Source organism: Marinobacter arenosus, from assembly GCF_019264345.1.
Lineage (GTDB): Bacteria > Pseudomonadota > Gammaproteobacteria > Pseudomonadales > Oleiphilaceae > Marinobacter > Marinobacter arenosus.
Window position 1 is genome coordinate 565,692 of record NZ_JAHVAO010000001.1, and the last position, 22,622, is coordinate 588,313.

At 57.2% G+C, this 22,622-nt stretch carries 15 protein-coding genes; 5 read left to right on the top strand and 10 right to left on the bottom strand.

Annotated features, from left to right (window positions below):
* Nucleotides 1-185 precede the first annotated feature (185 nt).
* Nucleotides 186-1,520 (top strand): aminodeoxychorismate synthase component I, encoded by a 1,335-nt coding sequence (gene pabB / locus KXD86_RS02635; RefSeq protein ID WP_312846243.1) that lies wholly within the window; start codon nucleotides 186-188, stop codon nucleotides 1,518-1,520.
* A gap of 33 nt (nucleotides 1,521-1,553) precedes the next feature.
* On the opposite strand, the gene thrH is transcribed toward pabB, so the two are convergent.
* Nucleotides 1,554-2,168 carry a bifunctional phosphoserine phosphatase/homoserine phosphotransferase ThrH gene (thrH, locus tag KXD86_RS02640; RefSeq protein ID WP_218634537.1) on the bottom strand — a complete coding sequence of 205 codons (615 nt, stop codon included), beginning with the start codon at nucleotides 2,166-2,168 and terminating at the stop codon, nucleotides 1,554-1,556.
* 182 nt (nucleotides 2,169-2,350) lie between these two features.
* On the opposite strand from thrH, the gene KXD86_RS02645 reads away from it, so the two are divergent.
* Nucleotides 2,351-3,073: a phosphoadenylyl-sulfate reductase gene (locus KXD86_RS02645; protein WP_218634538.1), complete on the top strand. Its 723-nt coding sequence runs from the start codon at nucleotides 2,351-2,353 to the stop codon at nucleotides 3,071-3,073.
* A 30-nt stretch (nucleotides 3,074-3,103) separates the two neighbouring features.
* On the opposite strand, the gene cysB is transcribed toward KXD86_RS02645, so the two are convergent.
* Entirely contained in the window at nucleotides 3,104-4,081 is a 978-nt protein-coding gene (cysB, locus tag KXD86_RS02650; protein WP_218634539.1) for an HTH-type transcriptional regulator CysB, read from the bottom strand.
* A 243-nt stretch (nucleotides 4,082-4,324) separates the two neighbouring features.
* Here cysB and KXD86_RS02655 point away from each other — a divergent pair, with 243 nt between their 5' ends.
* Nucleotides 4,325-7,063, top strand: a complete 2,739-nt coding sequence (locus KXD86_RS02655) for a winged helix-turn-helix domain-containing protein (RefSeq protein ID WP_218634540.1) — start codon at nucleotides 4,325-4,327, stop codon at nucleotides 7,061-7,063.
* A 271-nt stretch (nucleotides 7,064-7,334) separates the two neighbouring features.
* Here the strand turns inward: KXD86_RS02655 and dinG are convergent, their stop codons facing one another.
* The 5 genes from dinG to KXD86_RS02680 form a co-directional block, all read right to left on the bottom strand.
* Nucleotides 7,335-9,539 carry an ATP-dependent DNA helicase DinG gene (dinG, locus tag KXD86_RS02660; protein WP_218634541.1) on the bottom strand — a complete coding sequence of 735 codons (2,205 nt, stop codon included), beginning with the start codon at nucleotides 9,537-9,539 and terminating at the stop codon, nucleotides 7,335-7,337.
* Nucleotides 9,539-10,288: a general secretion pathway protein GspB gene (locus KXD86_RS02665; protein ID WP_218634542.1), complete on the bottom strand. Its 750-nt coding sequence runs from the start codon at nucleotides 10,286-10,288 to the stop codon at nucleotides 9,539-9,541. Before KXD86_RS02665 ends, dinG begins: the two co-directional genes overlap by 1 nt.
* 3 nt (nucleotides 10,289-10,291) lie before the next feature.
* The gene (locus tag KXD86_RS02670; protein WP_218634543.1) at nucleotides 10,292-12,001 is read right to left on the bottom strand and encodes an ExeA family protein; all 1,710 of its coding nucleotides are present in this window, start codon (nucleotides 11,999-12,001) and stop codon (nucleotides 10,292-10,294) included.
* Between the two features lie 100 nt (nucleotides 12,002-12,101).
* Nucleotides 12,102-13,589, bottom strand: a complete 1,488-nt coding sequence (locus KXD86_RS02675) for a DUF3336 domain-containing protein (protein ID WP_218634544.1) — start codon at nucleotides 13,587-13,589, stop codon at nucleotides 12,102-12,104.
* 34 nt (nucleotides 13,590-13,623) lie between these two features.
* Nucleotides 13,624-14,409 (bottom strand): MlaA family lipoprotein, encoded by a 786-nt coding sequence (locus KXD86_RS02680; protein WP_218634545.1) that lies wholly within the window; start codon nucleotides 14,407-14,409, stop codon nucleotides 13,624-13,626.
* A 93-nt stretch (nucleotides 14,410-14,502) separates the two neighbouring features.
* On the opposite strand from KXD86_RS02680, the gene KXD86_RS02685 reads away from it, so the two are divergent.
* Nucleotides 14,503-14,910, top strand: coding sequence for an acyl-CoA thioesterase (locus KXD86_RS02685; RefSeq protein ID WP_218634546.1), 408 nt, complete (start codon nucleotides 14,503-14,505; stop codon nucleotides 14,908-14,910).
* Nucleotides 14,911-14,917: 7 nt separating this feature from the next.
* Here KXD86_RS02685 and KXD86_RS02690 read toward each other — a convergent pair whose 3' ends face one another.
* From KXD86_RS02690 to KXD86_RS02700, 3 genes are all read right to left on the bottom strand, one after another.
* Nucleotides 14,918-16,039, bottom strand: coding sequence for a beta-ketoacyl-ACP synthase III (locus KXD86_RS02690; RefSeq protein WP_218634547.1), 1,122 nt, complete (start codon nucleotides 16,037-16,039; stop codon nucleotides 14,918-14,920).
* A gap of 135 nt (nucleotides 16,040-16,174) precedes the next feature.
* Nucleotides 16,175-20,035: an ATP-dependent RNA helicase HrpA gene (hrpA, locus tag KXD86_RS02695; protein WP_228739302.1), complete on the bottom strand. Its 3,861-nt coding sequence runs from the start codon at nucleotides 20,033-20,035 to the stop codon at nucleotides 16,175-16,177.
* Between the two features lie 236 nt (nucleotides 20,036-20,271).
* A complete protein-coding gene (locus KXD86_RS02700) occupies nucleotides 20,272-21,948 on the bottom strand; it encodes a long-chain fatty acid--CoA ligase (RefSeq protein ID WP_218634549.1) in 1,677 nt (558 codons plus the stop codon).
* Between the two features lie 186 nt (nucleotides 21,949-22,134).
* Between KXD86_RS02700 and KXD86_RS02705 the strand changes: the two genes are divergently transcribed.
* Nucleotides 22,135-22,620 (top strand): MaoC/PaaZ C-terminal domain-containing protein, encoded by a 486-nt coding sequence (locus tag KXD86_RS02705; RefSeq protein WP_218634550.1) that lies wholly within the window; start codon nucleotides 22,135-22,137, stop codon nucleotides 22,618-22,620.
* The last annotated feature ends 2 nt before the right edge of the window (nucleotides 22,621-22,622 follow it).

Below are 22,622 nucleotides of genomic sequence, written 5' to 3' on the forward strand. Positions count from 1 at the left end.
GTTGGTTCATGAAACAGACGCGAAGTTCGGCCTGTTTCGTTAGAATAGGCCGAGCCGCTGTAGCCACTTGAGTTGATTGTTTTTGAGTACATCATTAAATCAGCGCGACTCAGCAGACGACAACGCTCGTTTTGTGGCCTGATTATCATTCTTCCGAATTTTCCGAGGGCAAATTGACTCTTTCTGTGACGACTCCCATCAGTGAGCAGCAGTACACACGCCTGTTGGCGCGCGCGTCCATCGAGCGCGATTTCGTCTATGTGGGGAGTGTGGGAACAGGCGCTGCTCGGGGCTCGTTCAGTGGTTTTTCGGCGTGTTCTTCAGAATTCCGTACCCTCAATGTTCGGGACGCCTGCCCCGCCAGGATCGAGAGACTCATCGAGGACATGGAGTCACTGGTTTCCAACTTCGCTATTTATCACGAGGGCACCAGAGAATGCCTAAAGGGCGGATGGATCGGCTTTCTGAGCTACGAACTCGGCTATGCGAGGGAGAAGCATCTCGCAGCGCTCTGCCCGACCTCTCCTGTACCCCTGGTCTCTGCGGGGCTTTATCTCTGGGCCGCGAGCTATAATCGCCAGACCGATTCGCACTACCTTTGGACACACCCACGGTGCCCTGCCAGTCTTCTTGGCAAACTCGATACCTGGCTGAAAACCGCGCCCGCCGCCGATGAAAAACCTTGGGCCATGCCCTCTTCGTTCAGAGCCCGCCAATCCCCGGAGGCTTTCAAGGCGAGCGTGGAAGCGATCCGGCACTACATTGAAGCTGGAGACTGCTATCAGGCCAACCTGTCCCAGGAATTCACAGGCCAGTATCGGGGAGAACCCTGGACTGCATTTCAGGCGCTTGCCGAAGCCAATCCGACCCCCTACAGCGCCTTTATCCGAACTGGAGAGGATGCCGTCCTCTCCATTTCGCCCGAACGGTTTCTGGAAATTGACGGAAACACGGTGACAACCAGCCCGATCAAAGGGACAAGGCCCCGAGGCAACACTCCGGCAGAGGACGCTGCTCTGGCCGAAGAGCTTGAGAGGTCAGACAAAGACCGGGCCGAGAACCTGATGATCGTTGATCTCCTCCGGAACGATCTGAGCCTGAACTCTGCCACCGGCAGCGTGATTGTCGACAAGCTCTTTGCCCTGGAGTCCTATCGGAACGTTCACCATCTTGTCAGCCACATACACGCCAAACTGGCACCTGGCGTAACGCCACTGAAGGCGTTGTTCGACGCCTTTCCAGGCGGGTCCATCACCGGCGCGCCGAAGATTCGAGCCATGGAGATTATCCGGGAGCTTGAACCCCATTGGCGAGGCCCCTATTGCGGCTCTGTTTTTTATCGCGGCCTGGACGGCACACTGGACAGCAACATCGCCATTCGGACCATGCTGTGCCAAGGCGACGGCACCATACGGTGCTGGGGGGGCGGGGGTATTGTCTCGGATTCGGAGCCCGAGAGTGAATATCAGGAGACCCTGACCAAGGTCAGACCCTTGATGAAGTTCCTGGAAGAACTTTGAGGGAGGCAAACGCCTCCCCCGAAAAAGGCTCGATCAGGCGTTGTGAATGGCGCTGGCCTTGAGGAATTCCTGCCTTAGATCGTCAAAATTGTGCACGGCCGGGAACTGCGGAAACTCGTCAATGACATTCTGGGGGGCATGGAAAAGAATGCCTGCCTCAGCCTGCCCCAGCATAGTTGTATCGTTGTAAGAGTCTCCCGCCGCAATCACGCGGTAATTGAGCAGCTGGAAAGCACGGACGGACTGACGCTTAGGGTCCCGCTGACGCAGGAGGTAATCCGTTATCTGCCCGTTTTCAGCTACTTCAAGCTTATGACAGAGCAAGGCCGGGAATCCCAACTTCGCCATCAGCGGCATGGCAAACTCGTAAAACGTATCGGACAGAATCACCACCTGGAACCGTTCCCGCAGCCAGTCCAGAAATTCGCGGGCGCCCGGCAGCGGGTCCAGCTCTCCGATGACGTCCTGGATCTGCGGCAAGCCATAACCATGTTGGTCCAGCAGTTTCAGGCGCTGGGTCATCAGTACATCGTAATCTGGAATGTCACGAGTGGTCGCCTTGAGCTCTTCAATACCGGTTTTTTCCGCGAATGCGATCCAGATTTCCGGGATCAGTACTCCCTCAAGGTCAAGGCATGCGAGTTCCACAATGGTCTCCTGATAGTACAGTTAGGTGTGCCGGAGCGCCTGCTCCGCTCGGGTGTGCGCCGTATGATAAGAAAATACGGCGAGGAATGCATCGGGCATAACCATATAGACTCTCATTCCTTCATGCTATGAGGCATTTAATGGTAGCCTTTTCACTCATTTAGATCAGGTAGCATCAGGAAATGACCGATATCGAAACGCTTCGGAACGAACTGGAGGGACAAAGCCCCCGCTCCATCCTCAAAGCCGCACTGAAAACGTATGACAACATTGCCATCTCGTTCAGCGGCGCCGAGGACGTCGTGCTGATTGAAATGGCGCATAAACTGACCGACAACCTTCAGGTGTTTACCCTGGACACCGGACGGCTGCACCCGGAAACCTACGAGTTTGTCGAGAAAGTCCGAAAGCACTACGGCATCGACATCGAAGTTCTGTTCCCGGATGCCGCCGAAGTACAGGACCTTGTGAACCGAAAGGGCCTGTTCAGCTTTTACGAAGATGGACACTCAGAGTGCTGCGGTATCCGGAAGGTCAACCCGCTGAGGCGCAAACTGGCCACCGTTGATGCGTGGATCACGGGACAACGCAAGGATCAGAGTCTAGGCACCCGCAATGACGTTCCGGTGGTTCAGCAAGACACAGCCTTTTCAACGGACGAGAAAACCCTGGTCAAATTCAATCCGCTTGCAGACTGGACGTCCAAGGAAGTCTGGGATTACATCCGGATGTCAGAAGCACCCTACAACGCGTTGCACGAAAAGGGTTTCGTCAGCATCGGATGCCAGCCCTGCACCCGCCCTGTCCTGCCGGGCCAACACGAGCGCGAGGGGCGCTGGTGGTGGGAAGAGGCCACCAAGAAAGAATGTGGCCTGCATGCGGACAATCTGATTGCCAGGAATTAACCCTGCGCCAACCTGAATACGCCCACCGGCTCAGTAGGTGGGCAGTTCCACGTCCTTGAAGAGTTCCTCAATCTCGGCCCTGCTCCCCTGATGGGCCACCGCCTCATCGACCCGCTCTTTGGTGAGATGAGGGGCAAAGCGCTCGATGAAGTCATACATGTAACCCCGCAGGAACGTGCCCTTCCGGAACCCGATTCGAGTAACGCTCGGCCGGAACAGTTTCCTCGCATCCAGCGCAACCAGATCAGTATCGGTCTCGGGATCAAACGCCATGCTCGCAATGATGCCAACGCCGAGACCCAGACGTACGTAGGTCTTGATGACGTCCGCGTCGGCCGCCGTAAACACCACCTTGGGCGTTAACCCCTGGGACTGGAACGCCTCATCAAGCTTGGATCGACCGGTGAAGCCGAATACATAGGTTACCAACGGGTATTCCGCCAGGTTTGGCAGGGTGAGCTCGTCCATTTTCGCCAGTGGATGATCTTTCGGCACGATCACACTGCGATTCCACTTGTAGCAAGGCATCATGATCAGGTCATTGAACAGTTCCATGGCCTCAGTGGCAATCGCAAAATCGACCGCCCCGTTGGCCGCCATCTCGGATATCTGCATCGGCGTGCCCTGATGCATGTGCAACGACACATCCGGATAGGACTCGATAAAGCCTTTGATGATCGGAGGCAACGCGTAACGCGCCTGGGTATGCGTCGTGGCAATACTCAGGTCGCCCTGCCTCTGGTTACTGAATTCCTGGGCAATTTTCTTGATCCCTTCAACCCGGCGGAGGATCTCTCCCGCCTCCCGGATGATGATCTCACCACCCGGGGTTATCCGGGTCAGATGCTTGCCACTCCGTGCGAAAACCTCGAGTCCGAGCTCATCTTCGAGCAGGCGAATCTGCTTCGAGATTCCCGGTTGTGAGGTGAAGAGGCTCTGGGCGGTTGCGGACACGTTCAGGTCGTGGTGGGCAACCTCCCATATATATCGCAACTGTTGTAATTTCATTGAGTCTGTTGCTCCCTGGATTCCCGGCCTTCGGCAGACGGTCTGTTCGAACAGACCAAGTGCAGCGTACGCATAACGGATTTATTTTTCATGCTTTTTTAGTATAGAAAAACCTTTTTCTTAAGTTTAGACCAAAAATGAATTAAAGCGGCCTACATACTGCCCAAATGTCTTTACTCCCCTTGACTTGGCTGTGACAAAGCACACAATCCGTTATCAACACTTTCCGCCTTCAGAGACACGATGCTGCTGACCACCAAATTCCTTCGGCCCACCTCTGACCAACGGGCCGTCCGCCGAGAGCGATTGAGCTCGATGCTCGAACCGAACAGCCCCAAAAGGCTGAATCTGGTTATTGCGCCGGCCGGTTTTGGAAAGACCACCCTTGTGGCCCAGTGGTGCGCTCGCACGTCGCTTCCCACCGCATGGCTTTCCCTGGATGAACACGACGATGACCGGCGCCGCTTTTGGCAGTACGTCATCGGTGCTTTCGAGTACTCGGGGCTCGCGGGACTGGAAGAATGCCGCAAGCAGCTCAACCAGGATTCAGCCGACGCAGTGACAGGCGCGATTACCGGGCTCCTGAACGTTCTGTCCTCAGATAAAAGTCCCTGGAACCTGGTCATCGATGATTTTCACCTGGTTCGTAACGACCAGACTCTGCGGGACTTCGCCTACTTCGTAGACTATCTGCCCCCCGAAATTATGGTGACGCTGGCCTCAAGGTCCGAGCCGCATCTTCCCCTGGCCCGCTGGAGAGTCCGTCGGTGGGTTGAAGATGTGCATCCGAGCCTTCTGGCCTTTTCGGAGGATGAATGCCATCTGTTTTTCCGTGACACGATGGGAATCAATCTGTCCGACACCGAGGTCCAATCCATTTGCCGCAAAACCGAGGGTTGGGTCGCCGCCATGCAACTGACCGCCCTGTCCGGTGGTGGACAGATAGACGATGCCAAGACCGGTAACCCACAGGACAGCATTAGCCGTGGCCAACTGGATATTGATGAGCGCCACATCAGCGATTACGTGTTGGCTGAAGTGCTCGAACAGCAGCCCGCAGAGATCGCGGATTTCCTTCTGGATACCGCCTGCTGCCCGCGGCTCTGCGCCTCCCTCTGCGATTTCATCCGCGAGCAGCAGGACAGTCAGCAGAAGCTGGAGCAGTTGCTCAGTCAGAACCTGTTCCTCATCCCCCTGGACAATCATGACGAGTGGTTCCGTTACCACGATCTTTTCAGAGATGCACTGCTGCAGCGGATCAAGCACTCGAATCCGGAGCGGGCCCTGAGATTGTGGCGGAAAACCGTGGAATGGCTTCTGGACCACGGACATGTCCAGGAAGGTATTTCCCAGATTGTGCATCAGAAAGACTGGGACTGGTTGGCAACCGTGCTTTCCGAGCATGGCAACAACCTGATTCACGGAGGCTATCATTTACCGGTACTGGACTGGATCGAGTCGCTGCCGGAGCACCGGGTTGAGGACAGTCCTCAATTACAAATGCTCAGAATCTGGGGGCTCTTCTTCGCCAATCGGCTGGATGCCCTTGCCCCCCTGCTCACCTCTCTCGAGGATCTGCTGGACCGTCGGGTTGCCGATTCCCATCCGGACGCCGAAGGAGCCCTCGGCCTTCAAAGCGAAATCTCGCTCATTCGCTCCTACCTGGCACGAACGCGCAGCGACGACAAAAGCGCGAGCGATCTGACCCGGCAGGTACTGAAAGACATTGACCACACCAAAATTCCCCTCAAATCCGTAACCTATTATGGCCTTGGACTGGACTACCATGGCGAGGGACTGCTTGCCGACGCCGAAGACGCACTGCAGTCGGCCGTCCGATATGGTCAGGTTGAGCGTAAACCCAGCACCGTCCTGTCCAGTGGCGGATTACTGGCCTGGATTCAGTACAACAGAGGCGACATGGATCTTGCCCTGGAAACCTGTACGGAGATACGCCAGTGGGTCGATAAGCATTACTCGGATCCCAGCCAACCCCGACTCATTTCGTGCTGGCAGAACAGCGCCTTGACCGAGATCTACCGGGAACGCAATGAGCCTCAATTGGCGGCAACCCACCTTGCGCCACTGCTGGAGCACGTAAACCGCGGCACCGAGGCTGGCCAGCACGTGATCATCCAGTATGTCCGCGGGCACCTGGCGTTCAGTGAGGGCCGGCTTCGGGAAGCTATCGAAGTGCTTGAGGATGCAGCCCTGGTGGGACGCAAACGCCGGGATCATATCGTTTTTGAACCACCAGCAAGTTCGGCTCTCCTCGCCAGGTGTTATCTGGCCGGCGGGTATCCAGACAAGGCACAGGCCTGCCTGGGATCGCCGGAAGATCGCCAGTTCACCAACCCACTGAACCGGGAACAGAATCTGATCAGCAACGCCCGGGTTCTGGTGGCGCAAGGGTACCCGGAAAAAGCCCAGCGGATTCTGGAAGAGCTGCTCCCCTCGGCTGAGCGCAACGCCCACACCCGCCACCTCGTAGAGATACTCCTGGTGTATGGCGAGGCACTTGACCTGCAAGACCGCGAACAGGAAGCCACCCAGATGCTCAATCGGGCGGTAACGAAAGCATCGGAGGCCGGCTTCATGCGCCTGTTCGCCGAGGAGAGCCCACGCTTGAGACATCGTGTTCGTGAGCTGGCCATCGTACAAACGCCCGGTCGCTGGAATCAGGCGCTATTGGCCATGTTGGAGCAGCAGGCCTCCGAACTCTCGGATAATGCCGGCATGAGTGCCCCGATACAAGGTCATAAGCCAACGCCCGCGCAGTTACCGGAGCCCTTGAGTAGTCGGGAAATGGAAGTACTTGCCCTGATCAACGAGGGGCACGCGAACAAGGAGATTGCCACCAGGATGGAGGTCGCACCGGCAACGGTCAAAGCACACATCCGAAACCTGTATGGCAAGCTTGGCGTCGGCCGACGGACTGAGGCGCTGGCGAAAGCCCGGGACCTCGGGCTGCTGGATCTCTGAGGTCAAAAAGGATCGTTTTGTGATCGACATCACATTTTTGGCTGGCGAATAGTCCTCACTACGCCCTTTGGACGATCCGGTTACGCCCTTTCATCCCCTATTATCTTTCCAACGGTGAGGCAAAATCCTCACCCCGAATTCTGAAACTTCAGGCCTTCAGATTTCTTGTTCCGCGTTGTTTCGACGCCCCGGGTTCATTTGGACCCCTTGACGAGAGCCACCCCGCACCGGGCTGGCTCTTTTTTTATGGAAACCGTGAGATTATCTACCGTCAGTACTCAATAACCCGACGGAACGGTGGTAACGCATCCAGAAGCAGTTGTCCGTAGCGCCTCGCTATGATGCGCCGGTCCAGAATGGTCACCCTGCCGGTATCCTGCTCCGTTCTGAGCAACCGGCCCACAGCCTGCACCAGCTTGATGGAGGCATCGGGCACCGTAATCTCCATAAACGGATTGCCTCCACGCTGGGTCACCCACTCCGCAAGACTAGCCTCAATAGGGTCGTCCGGGACAGAAAACGGCAGCCGGGTGATGACCACGTGGTGCAGGTACTTCCCCGGTAGATCAATGCCCTCCGCGAAACTGGCAACGCCAAACAACACGCTGGGTCTCCCCTCATCAACCCGTTTGCAGTGCTGTCGTAACACCTCTCCTTTGGCCATATCGTCCTGGGTAATTATCAGGTCCGGGTGCTCCGGTGCCAGCGCATCCCGCACCTGCTGCATCTGACGCCTGGAGGTAAACAGCACCAGCGTTGCCTTTTCTCCCGCCCACAGATCCGGTAGTCGGGCCACCAGTTCGTCGGCAAAGGCATCATCCGTGGGCATCGTTGACATCGCCGGGACTTCAACCGTCGCCATTTCGCCATACTTGAAGGAGCTCGGCACTACCAGGTACCGGCTCGATTCCGGAAGGCCTGCCCTCGCCCGCAATCGGTCAAAGCGACCGAGAGCGGTCAACGTGGCGCTGGTCAGGACCGCCCCGTAAGCTCGCGACCATAATCGGGCATACAGGAGGTTATCGGCGAGCACCGGTGAGCTGTACAGAGTGATGTCCTCGGCATGATCCCATCGCTGCTTGACCGCCCAGCGCGCCGGCGCCGGACTCTTGTAACCGGTGCGCTGAGGATCCGGCTGTTCGGAATCGTCGGCCGAGTCGGACCCGCCATTGCTCTGCTGATGCCCGGTCTGCTCACACCAGGCCGTCCAAAGACGAAGCTGTTCCTCGGAACGGCTGTGAAAGGAGCCAATCACCGGGTACCACGCCTCGGCGGTATCCCGATCAATTTCATGATCCTTGCGTTCATCGAAGGCGGTCTGAAGTTCGTCCGCCAGGGCGCCCAGATGGCGCACCAGGTTGGCGGTGGCGATTCGCGTTTCACCCGCCAGGTCCGAGAGCGCTTCCGGCAACTCGCCTTCCGGATAGCGCCATTGCGCGGTCCGCCGCTCTTCGTTGAACTCCCAACCGGTATTCTGCTCCGCCTCCTCATAGACACGGGCCAGGACAAGATCAACATCCCGTGACGCTGTACTGATGCGATCCAGCGTCTTCGCCGCTTGCGTTGCCGGCGCGAGGTACGGCTGCATTTTCGCAAGCGCCTGCGACAGCTGTTTTAGCCATTGCCGCGTAGAGTTCAGCGGAACTGAGGCCGCAAAATGATTGAGCGCCTTGTCAGGAAGGTGGTGGGCTTCGTCGAAAATAAACAGCGCATTTTCCGGTTCGGGCAGGATCGCACCGCCGCCGAGCGCCAGGTCGGCCAGCACAAGATCATGATTGGCCACAACGATGTCGGCGTCGTCGAGGTCTTTCCGTGCGTCAAAGAACGCACAACTGTCAAAGTAGCTGCAATGGCGGTTGGTGCACTGGCGGTGATCTGTAGTTACCTGGCGCCAGACATCGTCCGGAATCTGTTCGGGCCAGTGATCGCGGTCTCCATCCCAGTCCCGGGAGCCATAGCTGGCCAGCATCTCCTCGAAAAACGCCCGGGTTCCCGGTTCCTCACCCTGGGGGCCATCCAGAAGGAACAAGGGCATGGTATCGCTGTCACCGTTGCCTTCGTCATGGAGCCGAGCTTCCAGTCGCGACATGCACAGGTAACGGCCCCGGCCCTTGGCAAGGGTCCAGTTGAAATCCATCTTGCTGTGCTTGCGCAGATCCGGCAGGTCCTTCAGAACGATCTGATCCTGCAACGCAACGGTGGCGGTGGAAATGACCAGTGTTTTCCCCAACGCCCTGGCAACGGGTATGGCGGCGATCAGATACGCCAGGGTCTTGCCCGTACCGGTTCCAGCCTCGACCACGCAGGTGGAAGGGGGCGAAGTCCGCTGACCATCGTTATCGGTGATGTCCCCCATGTACCTGGCGATCTCGGCAATCATGAGACGCTGCCCGTAGCGGGCCCGGATGTCCTTGCCCGCCAGCACGTCTCGGTAACCCTGCTGAATCTCCTGTTTGATCTCGTCGGTAAGCGCCATCAGCGGGGGCTCACCCAGTCGCGCACGGTTCCAACCCGGAATCGCTGCCCCTGTTTACTGAGAATAACGCCGTCCTCGGTAATATTATCGACTCTCAGCCCGGAGAAGGTGTCTCCACGGCGGAGGTAGTTGTTGTTGATCATCACGCGGCTGGCGTAGGGATCAGACGAGTAAATATGGCTATTGAAGGTCAAATCCGGAATGCTCTTCTGAAAGGACAGGGGTAACTCTACTAGATGCGGTACCCTGCCAGCCGGCATCGGCTCTGGCAATACCGGATTCTCGCGTGCTGACTCCGAGGACGGCACGATGATCGTGGGGCGTTCGCGAACCGTTTCGTTACTATCGATACCCCCACTTTCAGCCACGGCGGTCTCCGACTCGGCCTCGGGCAGCGGAGATTCCTCGGCGACAGCAGGGATTCTGGATGCCTGCAGCCCAGCCTCATTCTGCCGGGAATTGGTCTCGTTTGTTTGCTCCGGTGGCATCACGTCCTGACTTTCCAAGGGGAGCTGAGCGCCAGCGGGCGCGGCAGAGGTCAGGCCCTCGGTTACGGGCGAAAGACGTGGCCAGAACACCACGGCCATCACGATCGCATTTAATACAAGGGCGACAGCAATCCAGACTACCGCCGATGGCCGCTTTTTCTTCGGACGGTGGATTAGCTGGACCTGATGGCCAAGGTCCGGGACCTTGCCCTGCCGACGTTCGGTCTCCGATTTCCTGAGGGCATCCAGAATGTAGGACATCGTTTACTTGCCCTCCTGAGATGCCGAATGGACGAGCCTGGGTACGTCCGCCCCCAGGTCATTGTTGATCTGGATAATGGTCATGGCGCCAGCAATACCGTCAACGGTCAGGCCCTTGACGTCCTGGTACCAACGAACCTGCTCATCGGTCGACATTCGCTTGATTCGACCGTTTTCGGTCACCGAAGAGCTGAACCTGTCCGCCAGCTCCATCATTCTGGCACCGATCCAGAGCTGCTCCGACCGGCTACCATTCTCGGTCCCTTCGGCCAGAAAATCCGGGCGACTCCAGAGTACCCGATACCCACCGAACCAGTAGGGCTCGATACTGGCGAAGGCAACTTCCTGGGTCCCGCGGGGCAATCGGATCTCGGCGATGTCCCCCTCCAGACGACTCAGGACCACATAGCCACGATGGCCGGAATCATCCTGCAACTCGAGGATGGCCGGACGATCAAGAAATTCCAGACTACGCCGAGAGCCCTGGCGCTCAAGGCAGCCCAATCCGTTGTCTCGGGCAAACTGGCAAGCCACCGGGAATAACGCCGGACTGTAGTCGCGCCCCCAGATCCTGAACAACGACCGGAACGCATCCGGCAGACTTTGCGCTTGTTCCGTAAAGCTGAACACATCGAGCTCCGCCGGCCCCTCAGCCCCCTTCGTTTCAGCACCCGTGATGCCCGGATCGGACGCCGATGACGAGGACAGGTCCCCAACGTCGTCTCGCTCAACGATACCGGCCTGAATGGCTGACGCGGCCAACTCCGACCGGATGTCAGTCACCGTTACCGGCCAACGATCAACCAGCCAGGCAGTTCCGATCACCGCCAACAGCAAAGATGCCGTTAACATCAGGTACCGGGTGGGCTGAACGGCGTTCCCCGAACTCCCGGACGTTGACGCGGGAAAGTCGCCCCGCACCTCTCGTGCCGCGTGCCGTATGTGGGTGGCAGTAATCTCGTGCTCCCCTTCAGCGTAGGCACCAAGCAACGCCCGATCACTAATCAGGTTGATAAGACGCGGTATGCCCTCGCTTTCCCGGTAAAGCTTCTTGACCGCGCCTGACGTGAAAATATCACCGCGCATCCCTGCCACACTGAGCCGATACCGCAGATAGTTCGGAAGTTCGGACTTTCCGATGGCGTCCAGATGATAGCGCGCCGTCACGCGCTGATTGAGTTGCCGCAATTCGGGCAGGGCCAATATCTGCTGCAACTCTGGCTGCCCCAGCAAAACGATCTGCAGCAACTTCTTTTCTGCCGTTTCCAGATTGGTCAACAGCCGCAACTGCTCCAGCACATCCGCGGAGAGGTTCTGGGCCTCGTCAATCATAAGGACTTTGTGACGCCCCGCAGCATGCGCCTGGAGCAGATCCTCGTTGATAAGATCCACCATGTCCTTGATGCTGGCATTGCCCTTGTGAGGCACACCCATCTCACCGCAGATTGACGAGAGCAGCTCTCGGGCCGACAAGCGGGGATTGAGGATAAGGGCAATGTCCACGTTGTCTGGCGCGTTTTCGATGAAGCACCTTGAAACGGTGGTTTTACCCGTACCCACTTCCCCCGTGATCACGATGAAACCACCCTGCCCCTTTACACCGTACATCAGGTGCGCCAGTGCTTCCTTGTGGCGTTCACTCAGGTACAGGTAACGGGGGTCCGGGGCAATGGAAAATGGGGGTTCCCGAAAGCCGAAGAAGTCGTAGTACATGGGTATCCAGTCTGGTACTCAGGCGTCGGGACAGGCGGCGCACGTCCGGCCCCGGCTCTTTATCGCGGTATCATACCGCCCGCTTCGCTGAACTGTCATCTCAGGATTCGTCGTGAACAGAATTGCTGACGAGGCGAAGTTCCGTGGTACGTCGGTTCTGTTGCTTCAACCGTCTCACACAGCGTTCCAGCGTTTTGGAAATGCGTGCGTGGGAGCGGATCATCGATATCTTGGGCCAGGTGGCACGTTCGCCCGCCAGGATCATTTCTCTCACATACACCGAATCGGGGTTGGACAACATTCGCCGGTAATCTTTCAGAGAGTAGGAGGGTGCGATCGTAACGTCGCCGGAATACCGTTGGGCCATGATGGTGTGGAACTGCCCTGCCACCTGGCGCAACAGCTCGGGCTTGACGCGCTTGCGCAGATAATCAAAAACACCTTGTCCGTGGAACTGGATTTCCGACTTCACCAAATGCAGCGGCAACTTGGCAAGGGAGAGTTTTTCATCGAGCCCGCGGTTGCTCAGGAACGGAACCACATGAGGGTTGGTCTGGCTCACAATGGTGTAATTTACGTCATACAGATGCATCAATCGTTCGATTGGCAGATCACTGACCACTGAGCCATCCACGAACTTGAGCCGGGGCATGTACGGCAGCGAATTTCCATTGATGTCTTTCTTCATCAGCGTGACAGGTGGGAAAATACCGGGCACTGCAGCACTGGCAAGTGCGGCACTCCATACCAGCAGGTACGGCGAGGTATAGCCACACAACAACCTGGCCTTCTGGTGCGCCTGCACCGGCGAAACACTGACATTGATGGACCGCCCCGTTCTTTCGTAGGCCTCTTCGAAGGTGTACTCGCCGATATTGGCGCGCAAACACGCCTTCAGCTGCTCCTGGTCCATCAAGCCGTCGCCACGGACAGCACTCAGCAGGCCCCGCCATTTCCACGCCTTCAGATTATGATTTTCGGGGACCAGCATTTCCGGAATCTCCGCGTCCGTATGCACGCCGAGAATACTGGCAATAATGGCCCCGATACTTGACCCGGCAATCACCTGGGGTAACAGCCCCTTTTCCCAGAGCGCCTTGATGACTCCGAAATGGAACATGCCCAATGTTGCCCCGCCACTCAGCAGCAGGGTGGGACGACCATAGCTGGTGAGTGTGTCGCGGAAGAACTGGAGTTTGTCGGCTACCGAGAAACCCGGAACCGGATGGTCACAGAGAAAATCCAGTGCCTCGCAGACCTGGGTGATGTATTCCTCTATCAGGTGCTTGGTGCCGACTCGCGACTGTGTATAGAGGGCCGGATTGCCCATGTTGCCAAGATCATGGTGCAGGCCTTCCCGTAGCGCCCGTTTCAGGCGGTCGAAGTCGTTCTGCTGACGATACTGCTTGAGGTTGCTGAGGCGGTCGTAAATCAGTTCGTAATGGTAGAGGTCGGAGGCAAAGTCCTCCTTCCAGTCGGCTTTGCCCTCCAGAAAATCCAGTTCCAGAGCTGCCGCTTTCCACACTTCATAGTTAGGCGCTTCGGCAAGCATCTTGCGGAATTTTCGTATCCGTGGGTCCCTGACCACCGGTCACCTCCTGTTGTGTGGAAACAGTGCAGCCTCAGAAATCCTCAAGCATCAGGTCTTCGTCATCGTCACTGGCGAACGGATCTTCAATCGTCCGACCGTCATTGATGAGAAATTCGCGGCGCTGAAGAAACGCGTTACGCACAAATATATAGCTATCACCAGAGATAAAGCCCTCTGCCGGGATCAGGTCTGCACGGGTATCAATAATCTGAACACCCCGAGCGTAGTAATTCTCCGGACTGTCGACGTTGTCCCACAGAGACGGTAGCACAAAAAGATCGGTGGCAAGACCGCCGAAATGACGGGGACTGGAAGGTCCCAGGAGGGGCAGCATCAGATAGGGCCCTGATCCTGCGCCCCAGTAACCCAGCGTCTGGCCAAAATCTTCCGGGCGCTCGGGCAGGTCAAAAGCCGTAGCCACGTCGAAAAAGCCGGCCAGCCCGAAAATGGTATTGTAGGTAAAACGCCCGGCAGCAACGACGGCGGACTCCCCTTTCAGCTGCAACAGGCTGTTGGCGAAGTTCCGGACCTCCTGCAGATTATTGAAGAAATTCGTGATGCCACGATCAACGACATTGGGCGTAAACGTCCGATACGTCTGTGCGACCGGTTTCAAAAACCACTGATCAATGGTTTCATTGAACCGGAATACTTTGCGGTTCCAGTTCTCGTAGGGATCCGTTGCATTGACAGGCGTCGAACCTTGGGGCGCAGGTTCCTGCATGACCTGCCCAAACGCATTGCCAATCGAGAATCCAGTCGCCAGTAACAGGACCAGGACGGGAAGAGGCCAGCGCCGAGTAAAAAGTTGTCTCATTATCTGCTCTTGGGTTGTTGAAGTCGTTTCGTTTCGTCGAAAATACCGGCGCTTTTCTTATCATTATTCAGATCATTGCTCTGGAGAGATTCAATGTCAGTACCGGGTAATCCTGTCAGCACCCTCACAGTGCCGCTTCGCTGGGGCGACATGGACGCTTACGGCCATGCCAACAATACAGTGTATTTCCGTTTCTTCGAAGAAGCCCGGATTGTCTGGCTTACCTCACTGGATCTGGGTGGCCCCGAGGAGCCGACCGGACCGGTTATTATAAAGACCAGTGCAACATTTCTGAAGGAACTGAATCATCCGGCTACAGTGGTGGTGGAAACATACGCTGACAAGGCGGGGAATACCAGCCTGGACACGTACCACGTGATCTCAGACGCTGATACCGGAGACGTTTACGCGGAGGGTTACGCAAAGGTGGTCTGGTTCGATCGCCAGACCCGCACATCAACCCGCCTACCAGACACCCTAAGGGCGCTGGCAGCGGGTTAGAAGTGAATTAACGACGACGAACAACCACACTGCCGATCGAGTAACCCGCACCAAACGAGCAGATGACACCGATCTCGCCGGAGTTAAAGTCGTCCTTGTGCTTGTGAAACGCAATGATCGAGCCAGCTGAACTGGTGTTGGCGTATTCGTCGAGAATCACCGGTGCCTCATCCTCCGAGGCATCGCGGCCCAGCACTTTCCGGGCAATGAGCTGGTTCATGTTCAGGTTCGCCTGATGAAGCCACATGCGACGGAGGTTCTCCGGTGCCAACGACAGGCTCTCAAGCTGATTCTGAATCGTCTCGGCGACCAGCGGAGACACTTCCTTGAACACCTTACGGCCCTGCTGAATAAAGAGCTTGTCCGGCTTGCCAATTCCCGATTCATCGGCCCGGTTAAGAAAACCGAAGTTATTACGGATGTTGTTCGAGAACTGCGTTTTCAGGCTGGTGCCCAGGATCTCAAAGCCCTGCCCACTGGCAGCGTCTTCTTCGCGCTCGACCAGGATGGCGGTGCAGGCGTCGCCAAAAATAAAGTGGCTGTCACGGTCGCGAAAGTTCAGGTGGCCTGAGCAGATCTCCGGACTGACCACAAGTACCGATCGTGCGGCTCCGTTTTCAACGGAGTTGACGGCGGCCTGAAGCCCAAAGGTGGCAGAGCTGCATGCGACGTTCATGTCGTAGGCAAATCCGTTAACGCCCAGTGCCTGCTGAACTTCGATGGAGATAGCCGGATATGCCCGCTGCAGGTTCGAGCAGGCAACAATGACGGCGTCGACGTCGCCCGCTGTCTTGCCGGCTTGTTCCAGCGCCTGCTTGCAGGCCGACAACGCCATCTCGCACTGGACCGAGGGCTCATCGTTACTGCGCTCAGGAATAAGTGGAGTCATCCGTTTTGGGTCGAGAATGCCGTCCTTGTTGATAACATGCCGGCGCTTGATGCCCGACGCCTTCTCGATGAAGGCTGAGGAAGAAGGCTGCAATGGGGCCACCTCACCTCGCGCAATGTCATCCGCATGCTCGGAATTGAAAAGTTCAACGTACTGATTAAACGCTTCGACCAGTTCGTCGTTATCGATGGTTTCCGGCGGTGTATAGAGACCGGTCCCGCTAATGACGGCTTTAATCACACTAACCCCACGTCATGGTTGTGAAAACTGAAGACTTGTAGATAACGCTGCCAGAAATACTAACACAGTCTTCGCCGTTTGCCCGCCAGCAAACCGTGCAATGGGCCCTGCATTAGTGCAAGGCCCTATGGACCACTAAACGCGGGTCAGCGCCCACTGCTTATTCAGCCGTTTGACCGAAACGGTCATCGACGTGCCCAGTTGCTGTGCAAAGAAGGAAACCCGGAACTCCTCGAGCATCCATCGATAGGTGATCAGCTCCGGGTCCCGGATTCCCTGACGTTGCTGCTCATCCCGTTTGCTCGCGTAACGGGACCACAAGGGTTCAATGGTATGCAGGAACTCCCGCTCCCGACCAAGTTCACGGGGCATTTTCTCCAATCGAATCAGCGCCGCTTCGAAGAACCGACCGAACTCCGCAAGCCAGGTGGCGGGCGTGGCCACAAGGAACCCCGGATAAACCAGGTTCTGCAACTGGAACTTTAAGTCGGCCATACTGTTGGCGAGGGTCAGGGGAATCTTTCCCTTCAATTGCCTGGCAATCTTTTGGTAGCCGGACATGGCCTGATAAAGGCGTTCATCCGCCTCCTCAAGGGCAGGAATGAAGTCACCTCGATGACGATCGAACAGCGTGTTGAATGCATCCGCGGTGCGCGGCAGGTTTTCGCTCAGGAAATGCTCGATGGCCGTGGCCAGCAGGAGATCGTCCAGCAGCACCCGGGCCTGCCCAACCGGCGCAAACATCAGGGCAGACTGTTTGAAACGAGGTAACTTGCGCTCGAGGTCATCCAGGGTCTTGCCGAACCGATTCAATATTAGCCGTGCGACGGCTTTGCGGGTGGTGTCTTCTGCGGTCAGACGATCCAGACACCGAATCTGGCGAACCGCTTTTCCGAGGTCCTCCAGTGCCGGATAAACCGTAACCTGCATGCCGCCTTTTTCAGTCTGAACCAGTTCGGGCAGCTCCCCGAATTGCCAATCCTGATACTCGCCGGCGGATTCGGTCGGTTCCGACTCGCTGGTTGCCGACGCCAGAGCTTCCTCGGCCTTGCCCTCCAATTGATCCTGAAGCTGCGAAGCCTCCCTGCCCTCGGCCATCACCTTGCCACCATCGCCCATCACCCGAAGGTTCATACGGAGATGGCGAGGCAGGTCCTCATTCGGCCAGGCATCCGGATCAATCCGGACGCCGGTCATGCGCCGGAGCTGTTCTCCCAGTTGCAAAGCCAAGGGCTCATTGGAGGGTTGCAGGTTGGCAAGCGCTGCATCCACGAAATCGGGGACCGGCACAAAGTTGCGCCGAAGCGATTTGGGCAAGCCCTTAACCAGCGCCACGCACTTCTCTCGAAGCAGCCCTGGCACAAGCCACTCGAGTCGTCGGGACGGAATCTGCTTCAGTGCCATAAGCGGCACCTGCAGGGTAACCCCGTCGCGGTCACTGGTGGGCTCAAACTCGTAACTCAGGGGGTACCGTACCCCTTCCCACTCAAGATAATCTGGGTAGAGTTCTCCGGCGCGGGCGTCCACCGGGCGCTGGAGAATGTCTTCCTCGGTCAATTCAAGGCTCTTTAACTGGTCGGCAGAGAGGCCTTTCCACCAACTCTCGAAATGCCGACCACTGACGATGTCTTGGGGTAACCGCTCGTCATAGAAAGCGACCAGTGTTTCGTCGTCGACCAACAGATCCCTGCGCCGGGTCTTTTTCTCCAGGTTCTCGACGGTGTCCAGCATTTCCCGGTTGCGGGCGATAAACGGCGCCCTGGACTGGTAGTCCCCCTCCACAAGAGCTCGCCGAATGAACAGGTTCCGGCATTCCACTGGGTCCACTTTGCTGTAGGCAATGCGACGCTTCGGAACAACGTCTAGCCCATAGAGTGTTACTTTCTCGTAGCCCATCACCTGGGCGCGCTTCTGCTCCCAGTGTGGTTCGAAGTAATGGTGCTTCACGACGTGTTCAGCCAGCGGTTCAATCCATTCGGGCTGAATTGCCGCGACCATACGGGCAAAGACCCGGCTGGTCTCCACAATTTCGGTGGCGACAATCCATTTGGGCCCCGTTTTGGCCACTTTGGACCCCGGGAAAATCAGCACCTTCCGGTTTCGGGTCGCCAGGTACTCTTTCTTTTCAACTTTTACGGCAACTTGTCCCAGGAGCCCGGCAAGGATCGCCGTGTGAAGCGCCTCGTAACTTGCAGCGTCTTTATTGAAAGCCAGCTTTTGGTCACGGCAGATCAGTGTGAGCTGACGGTGAATGTCCCGCCATTCCCGCATGCGCATCCAGCTAAGAAAATGCTTCTGACACACTTTCTTCATCTGATTCTGGGATAGTTCCTGGCGTTGTTCTTCGTAGAAGTTCCAGATATTCAGAAGGGTGACAAAGTCCGATTCCTTGTCGTTAAACGGGGCATGGGCCTGGTCTGCGGCCTGCTGTTTTTCCTGGGGGCGTTCGCGCGGGTCCTGAACACTCAGGCCGGCAATGATAATGAGCGTTTCCGCCAGACTGCCGTGCCCGGCTGCCGTCACCAGCATACGGGCCAGGCGTGGATCCAGCGGCAACCTGGCCATGGTCCGCCCCAGCTTGGTGACCCGACGCTTGTCATCAACCGCACTGAGTTCTTCGAGCAGCTTGTAGCCATCATTCACCTGCCGGCGATCCGGTGACTCGAGGAACGGAAAGTGTCGTATTTCACCCAGTCCGGAGGTCGCCATCTGCAGGATGACGGAGGCAAGATTGGTCCGCAGGATTTCCGGGTCAGTGTACTCCGGCCGATTGATGAAATCGGTCTCGTCATAGAGCCGGAAACAGATACCCGGGGCAACGCGCCCGCATCGCCCTGCCCGTTGATTGGCACTGGCCTGTGAAATCGGCTCAATCGGGAGCCGCTGAATCTTGGAGCGAACACTGTATCGACTGATACGGGCCACACCGGTATCAATGACATAGCGGATACCCGGCACGGTCAGCGACGTTTCGGCCACGTTGGTCGAGAGAACAAGTCTGCGCCCCTTGTGGGACTGGAAAACCCGATTCTGTTCCTGGTTGCTCAAGCGCGAATACAGCGGAAGCACTTCCGTGTGCTTCAGGTCCACGTGGCGAAGCACCTTGCTGAGCGAGCGTATTTCCCGCTCGCCCGGCAGGAAGACCAGAACATCACCCGGCGGCTGCTTCTGGGCACGCTCATGCTGTTCGATCTCATCCAGCGCGCCCAGGACACCATCCGTCCAGCCCTGGTCGCGGTCGTCCTCGTCGCCAGTCAAAGGTCGGTAACGAATATCCACCGGGTAGGTCCGGCCGCTTACTTCAATGACGGGCGCCTGATCAAAAAACTCACTGAACCGTTCCACTTCGATGGTGGCGGAGGTGATGATGACTTTAAGGTCTGGACGCTTGGGCAGGAGCTGACGCAGATACCCCAGCAGGAAATCGATGTTCAGGCTTCGTTCGTGAGCTTCGTCGATGATAATCGTGTCGTAGCGATCAAGAAATCGGTCATGCTGGACCTCGGCCAATAGTATGCCGTCGGTCATGACCTTGACCCGGGACTGCTCCGAGGTAGTGTCGGTGAATCGAACCTGGTAACCGATCTGCTGGCCGGTCTGCTCTCCCAGTTCTTCCGCAATTCTGGCTGCAACGCTCCGGGCGGCAATCCTTCGGGGCTGGGTATGGCCAATCAGACCGCGAATGCCCCGGCCGCTGTTCATGCAGATTTTGGGAATCTGCGTGGTCTTACCCGAACCGGTCTCCCCGGCAATGATGACCACCTGATGCTGTTCGATGGCTTCCCGAATGTCATCGACCCGTTCCGAAACCGGGAGTCCTTCCGGAAATGAGGCGGGCTTGTGCAGCGCGCGGCGTCGCTGCGCTGTCTCAAGCCCCTGACTCAGCCACCGTTCCATCTTCTCCAGATCCTTCGGGCCGGGATTTCCCTTACAGCGCGCGACGGCCTTCAAAATTCGGGCCGCCTCCTGCTGGTTGCAGGCGTCCAATTGGCCCATAAAGGCTTTGACTGCTGACTGCCCGTCGGATTTTCGGTTTGAAGCGCTGGCGTTATCGGCGGAGGTGTTTGTCATCAAAATGCGGGATTGCTCTCGTTCAAGGTCGGTTTTCCGGGATTGGCGATAGTCTAGCGGGAAAGCCCCTCGCTTAAAAACGGAAAAACCCCGCCGAGGCGGGGTCATCCTTTCCAACGGTCCCAACCGAGGGACCGGGCACCGCTGGTGCCCGACCGATACTACTTGGCGCTGGCTTCGTCGCGCAATTCACGGCGCAGGATCTTACCAACGTTGGTCTTTGGCAGCTCCTCACGGAACTCATAATGCTTCGGAACCTTGTAGGCAGTGAGGCGTTCCCGACAGAATTCCTTCAACTCGTTTTCAGTGACGCCTTCCGCTGTCGGAACCAGGAATACCTTGACGGCTTCCCCGCTCTTGTCGTCCGGAATACCTACGGCCGCGCACTCAACAACCTTGGGATGGCTGCTCACCACATCCTCAATTTCGTTGGGGTACACGTTGAAGCCGGACACAATGATCATATCCTTCTTACGGTCAACGATCCGGATGTAGCCATCTTCCTGGATCAGCGCCACGTCACCGGTCTTGAGGTATCCGTCCTCTGTAAAGGACTTCTGCGTGTCCTCGGGCCGCTGCCAGTAACCGCGCATGACCTGGGGACCTTTGACACACAGCTCGCCCGGTTCACCCAGCGGAGTCTCGTTACCCTCATCATCAATGGTCTTGATCATGGTGGACGGAATCGGAAGACCGATGGTGCCCAACTGGATGGCCACGTGCGGGTTGAAGGTCACGACCGGTGAAGTCTCGGTCATGCCGTAGCCCTCGGAGATCTCACAGCCCGTCACCCGTTCCCACATTTTTGCGGTATCGCTGGTCAGCGCCATACCGCCAGACGAAGTCAGCTTCAGACTGCTAAAGTCGAGGTTTCGGAACTCTTCATTGTTGCAGAGCGCCACGAACAGGGTATTGAGGCCCAGAAACGCAGTGAACTTGTGGTTCTTGAGTTCTTTGACGAACCCCGGGATGTCACGGGGATTCGGGATGAGCACATTATGGGCCCCGGCTTCCAGCATGATGCCGCAGTTCAGGGTGAAGGAATAAATATGGTAGAGCGGCAGAGGTGCGACCACGACTTCCTGCCCTTCAACCACAATGTCGCCCATCATTGGGCGGGTCTGGAGCAGGTTGGCCACCAGGTTACCGTGGGTCAGCATGGCACCCTTGGCAACACCGGTGGTGCCACCGGTGTACTGGAGCACGGCAATGTCGTCTTTCTTGCACTCAACCGGCGTGAATTTTTCACGGGCACCGGCACTGAGCACGGCTGGCAGTTTGTGGGCACCGGGGATGTTGAACGGCGGCACCATCTTTTTCACGTGCTTGATCACGGCGTTCATCAAGGTACGCTTGATCGGCGAGTGCATATCCGCGATCTCAGTGACGATCACGTGCTCAACACCAGTGTGAGGCAAAACTTTCTCGGCGTTCTCGGCCATGTTGGCCAGAACCACCAGGGCCTTGGCGCCGGAATCGTTAAACTGGTGTTCCATCTCGCGGGTGGTGTAAAGCGGGTTGGTATTCACCACAATCAGCCCCGCCCGCATGGCGCCGAAAACAACCACAGGATACTGGCTCACGTTGGGCATCTGAACAGCGATCCGATCACCGGGCTTCAGGTCGGTCTTGTTCTGCAACCAGGCGGCGAAGTTACGGCTCTGGGTGTCCAGGTCACGGTAGGTGAGAGTTGCGCCAACCGCACTGAATGCTGGACGGTCCGCATATTTTTTAACGGCCTGTTCGAACACTTCAACCATGCTGTTGTACTTGTTCAGGTCGACCTCGCGGGGGACGCCGGCGGGGTATTTGTCCTGATAGAACTGCTCAAAATCCATCACCATCTCCTGTTTGGCGCTTCTGATTATAATATTCACCAATGCAAGGCTGGTTAAAAATCAACCCTACAAAAGTCTCAGCCTCAAAAAAGAGGGGAGAGAATAGCAGTTTTGTTAACGATGAGGTAGTTTTCGAAAAACAACTCTGAACACCTGTACTCAAATGATATTCGTGCGGAGCACACCATGAGCGATACCCTTGATACTCTTGAGAATATTACCTACGACGAGCTGAACGAGGGCGACACCGCCACCTTCACACGCACCCTGTCTGAAGAGGAGCTGGTGCTGTTCGCGGCGGTTTCCGGCGATGTCAATCCGGTCCATCTGGACTCCGAGTTCGCGGCCGAGTCGATGTTCAAGGAGCGGATTGCGCATGGCATGTGGAGTGGCTCTCTCATCTCTGCGGCACTCGCAACGGTGATGCCGGGGCCAGGCACCATCTACCTGGAGCAGAGCCTTGCGTTCAAGCGGCCGGTAAAGCTGGATGACACGCTGACCGTCACGCTCACAGTTCTCAGCAAGGAGCCCAAGAACCGGGTGGTTTTCCAGTGCGACGTTCAGAATCAGAAAGGTCAGAAAGTGGTGTCTGGCGAAGCAAAGGTCATTGCGCCCACGGAAAAAGTCTCCCTGCGGAAACCTCGTTTGCCCAAGATCACCATCGAAGGCTGAGG

What these genes read in the sequence shown, in the direction of transcription:
- KXD86_RS02645 (WP_218634538.1), top strand. Translation starts at nt 2,351, where the DNA reads ATGACCGATATCGAAACGCTTCGGAACGAACTGGAGGGACAAAGCCCC.
- cysB (WP_218634539.1), bottom strand. Translation starts at nt 4,081, where the DNA reads ATGAAATTACAACAGTTGCGATATATATGGGAGGTTGCCCACCACGAC.
- KXD86_RS02655 (WP_218634540.1), top strand. Translation starts at nt 4,325, where the DNA reads ATGCTGCTGACCACCAAATTCCTTCGGCCCACCTCTGACCAACGGGCC.
- dinG (WP_218634541.1), bottom strand. Translation starts at nt 9,539, where the DNA reads ATGGCGCTTACCGACGAGATCAAACAGGAGATTCAGCAGGGTTACCGA.
- KXD86_RS02665 (WP_218634542.1), bottom strand. Translation starts at nt 10,288, where the DNA reads ATGTCCTACATTCTGGATGCCCTCAGGAAATCGGAGACCGAACGTCGG.
- KXD86_RS02670 (WP_218634543.1), bottom strand. Translation starts at nt 12,001, where the DNA reads ATGTACTACGACTTCTTCGGCTTTCGGGAACCCCCATTTTCCATTGCC.
- KXD86_RS02680 (WP_218634545.1), bottom strand. Translation starts at nt 14,409, where the DNA reads ATGAGACAACTTTTTACTCGGCGCTGGCCTCTTCCCGTCCTGGTCCTG.
- KXD86_RS02685 (WP_218634546.1), top strand. Translation starts at nt 14,503, where the DNA reads ATGTCAGTACCGGGTAATCCTGTCAGCACCCTCACAGTGCCGCTTCGC.
- hrpA (WP_228739302.1), bottom strand. Translation starts at nt 20,035, where the DNA reads ATGGGCCAATTGGACGCCTGCAACCAGCAGGAGGCGGCCCGAATTTTG.
- KXD86_RS02700 (WP_218634549.1), bottom strand. Translation starts at nt 21,948, where the DNA reads ATGGATTTTGAGCAGTTCTATCAGGACAAATACCCCGCCGGCGTCCCC.
- KXD86_RS02705 (WP_218634550.1), top strand. Translation starts at nt 22,135, where the DNA reads ATGAGCGATACCCTTGATACTCTTGAGAATATTACCTACGACGAGCTG.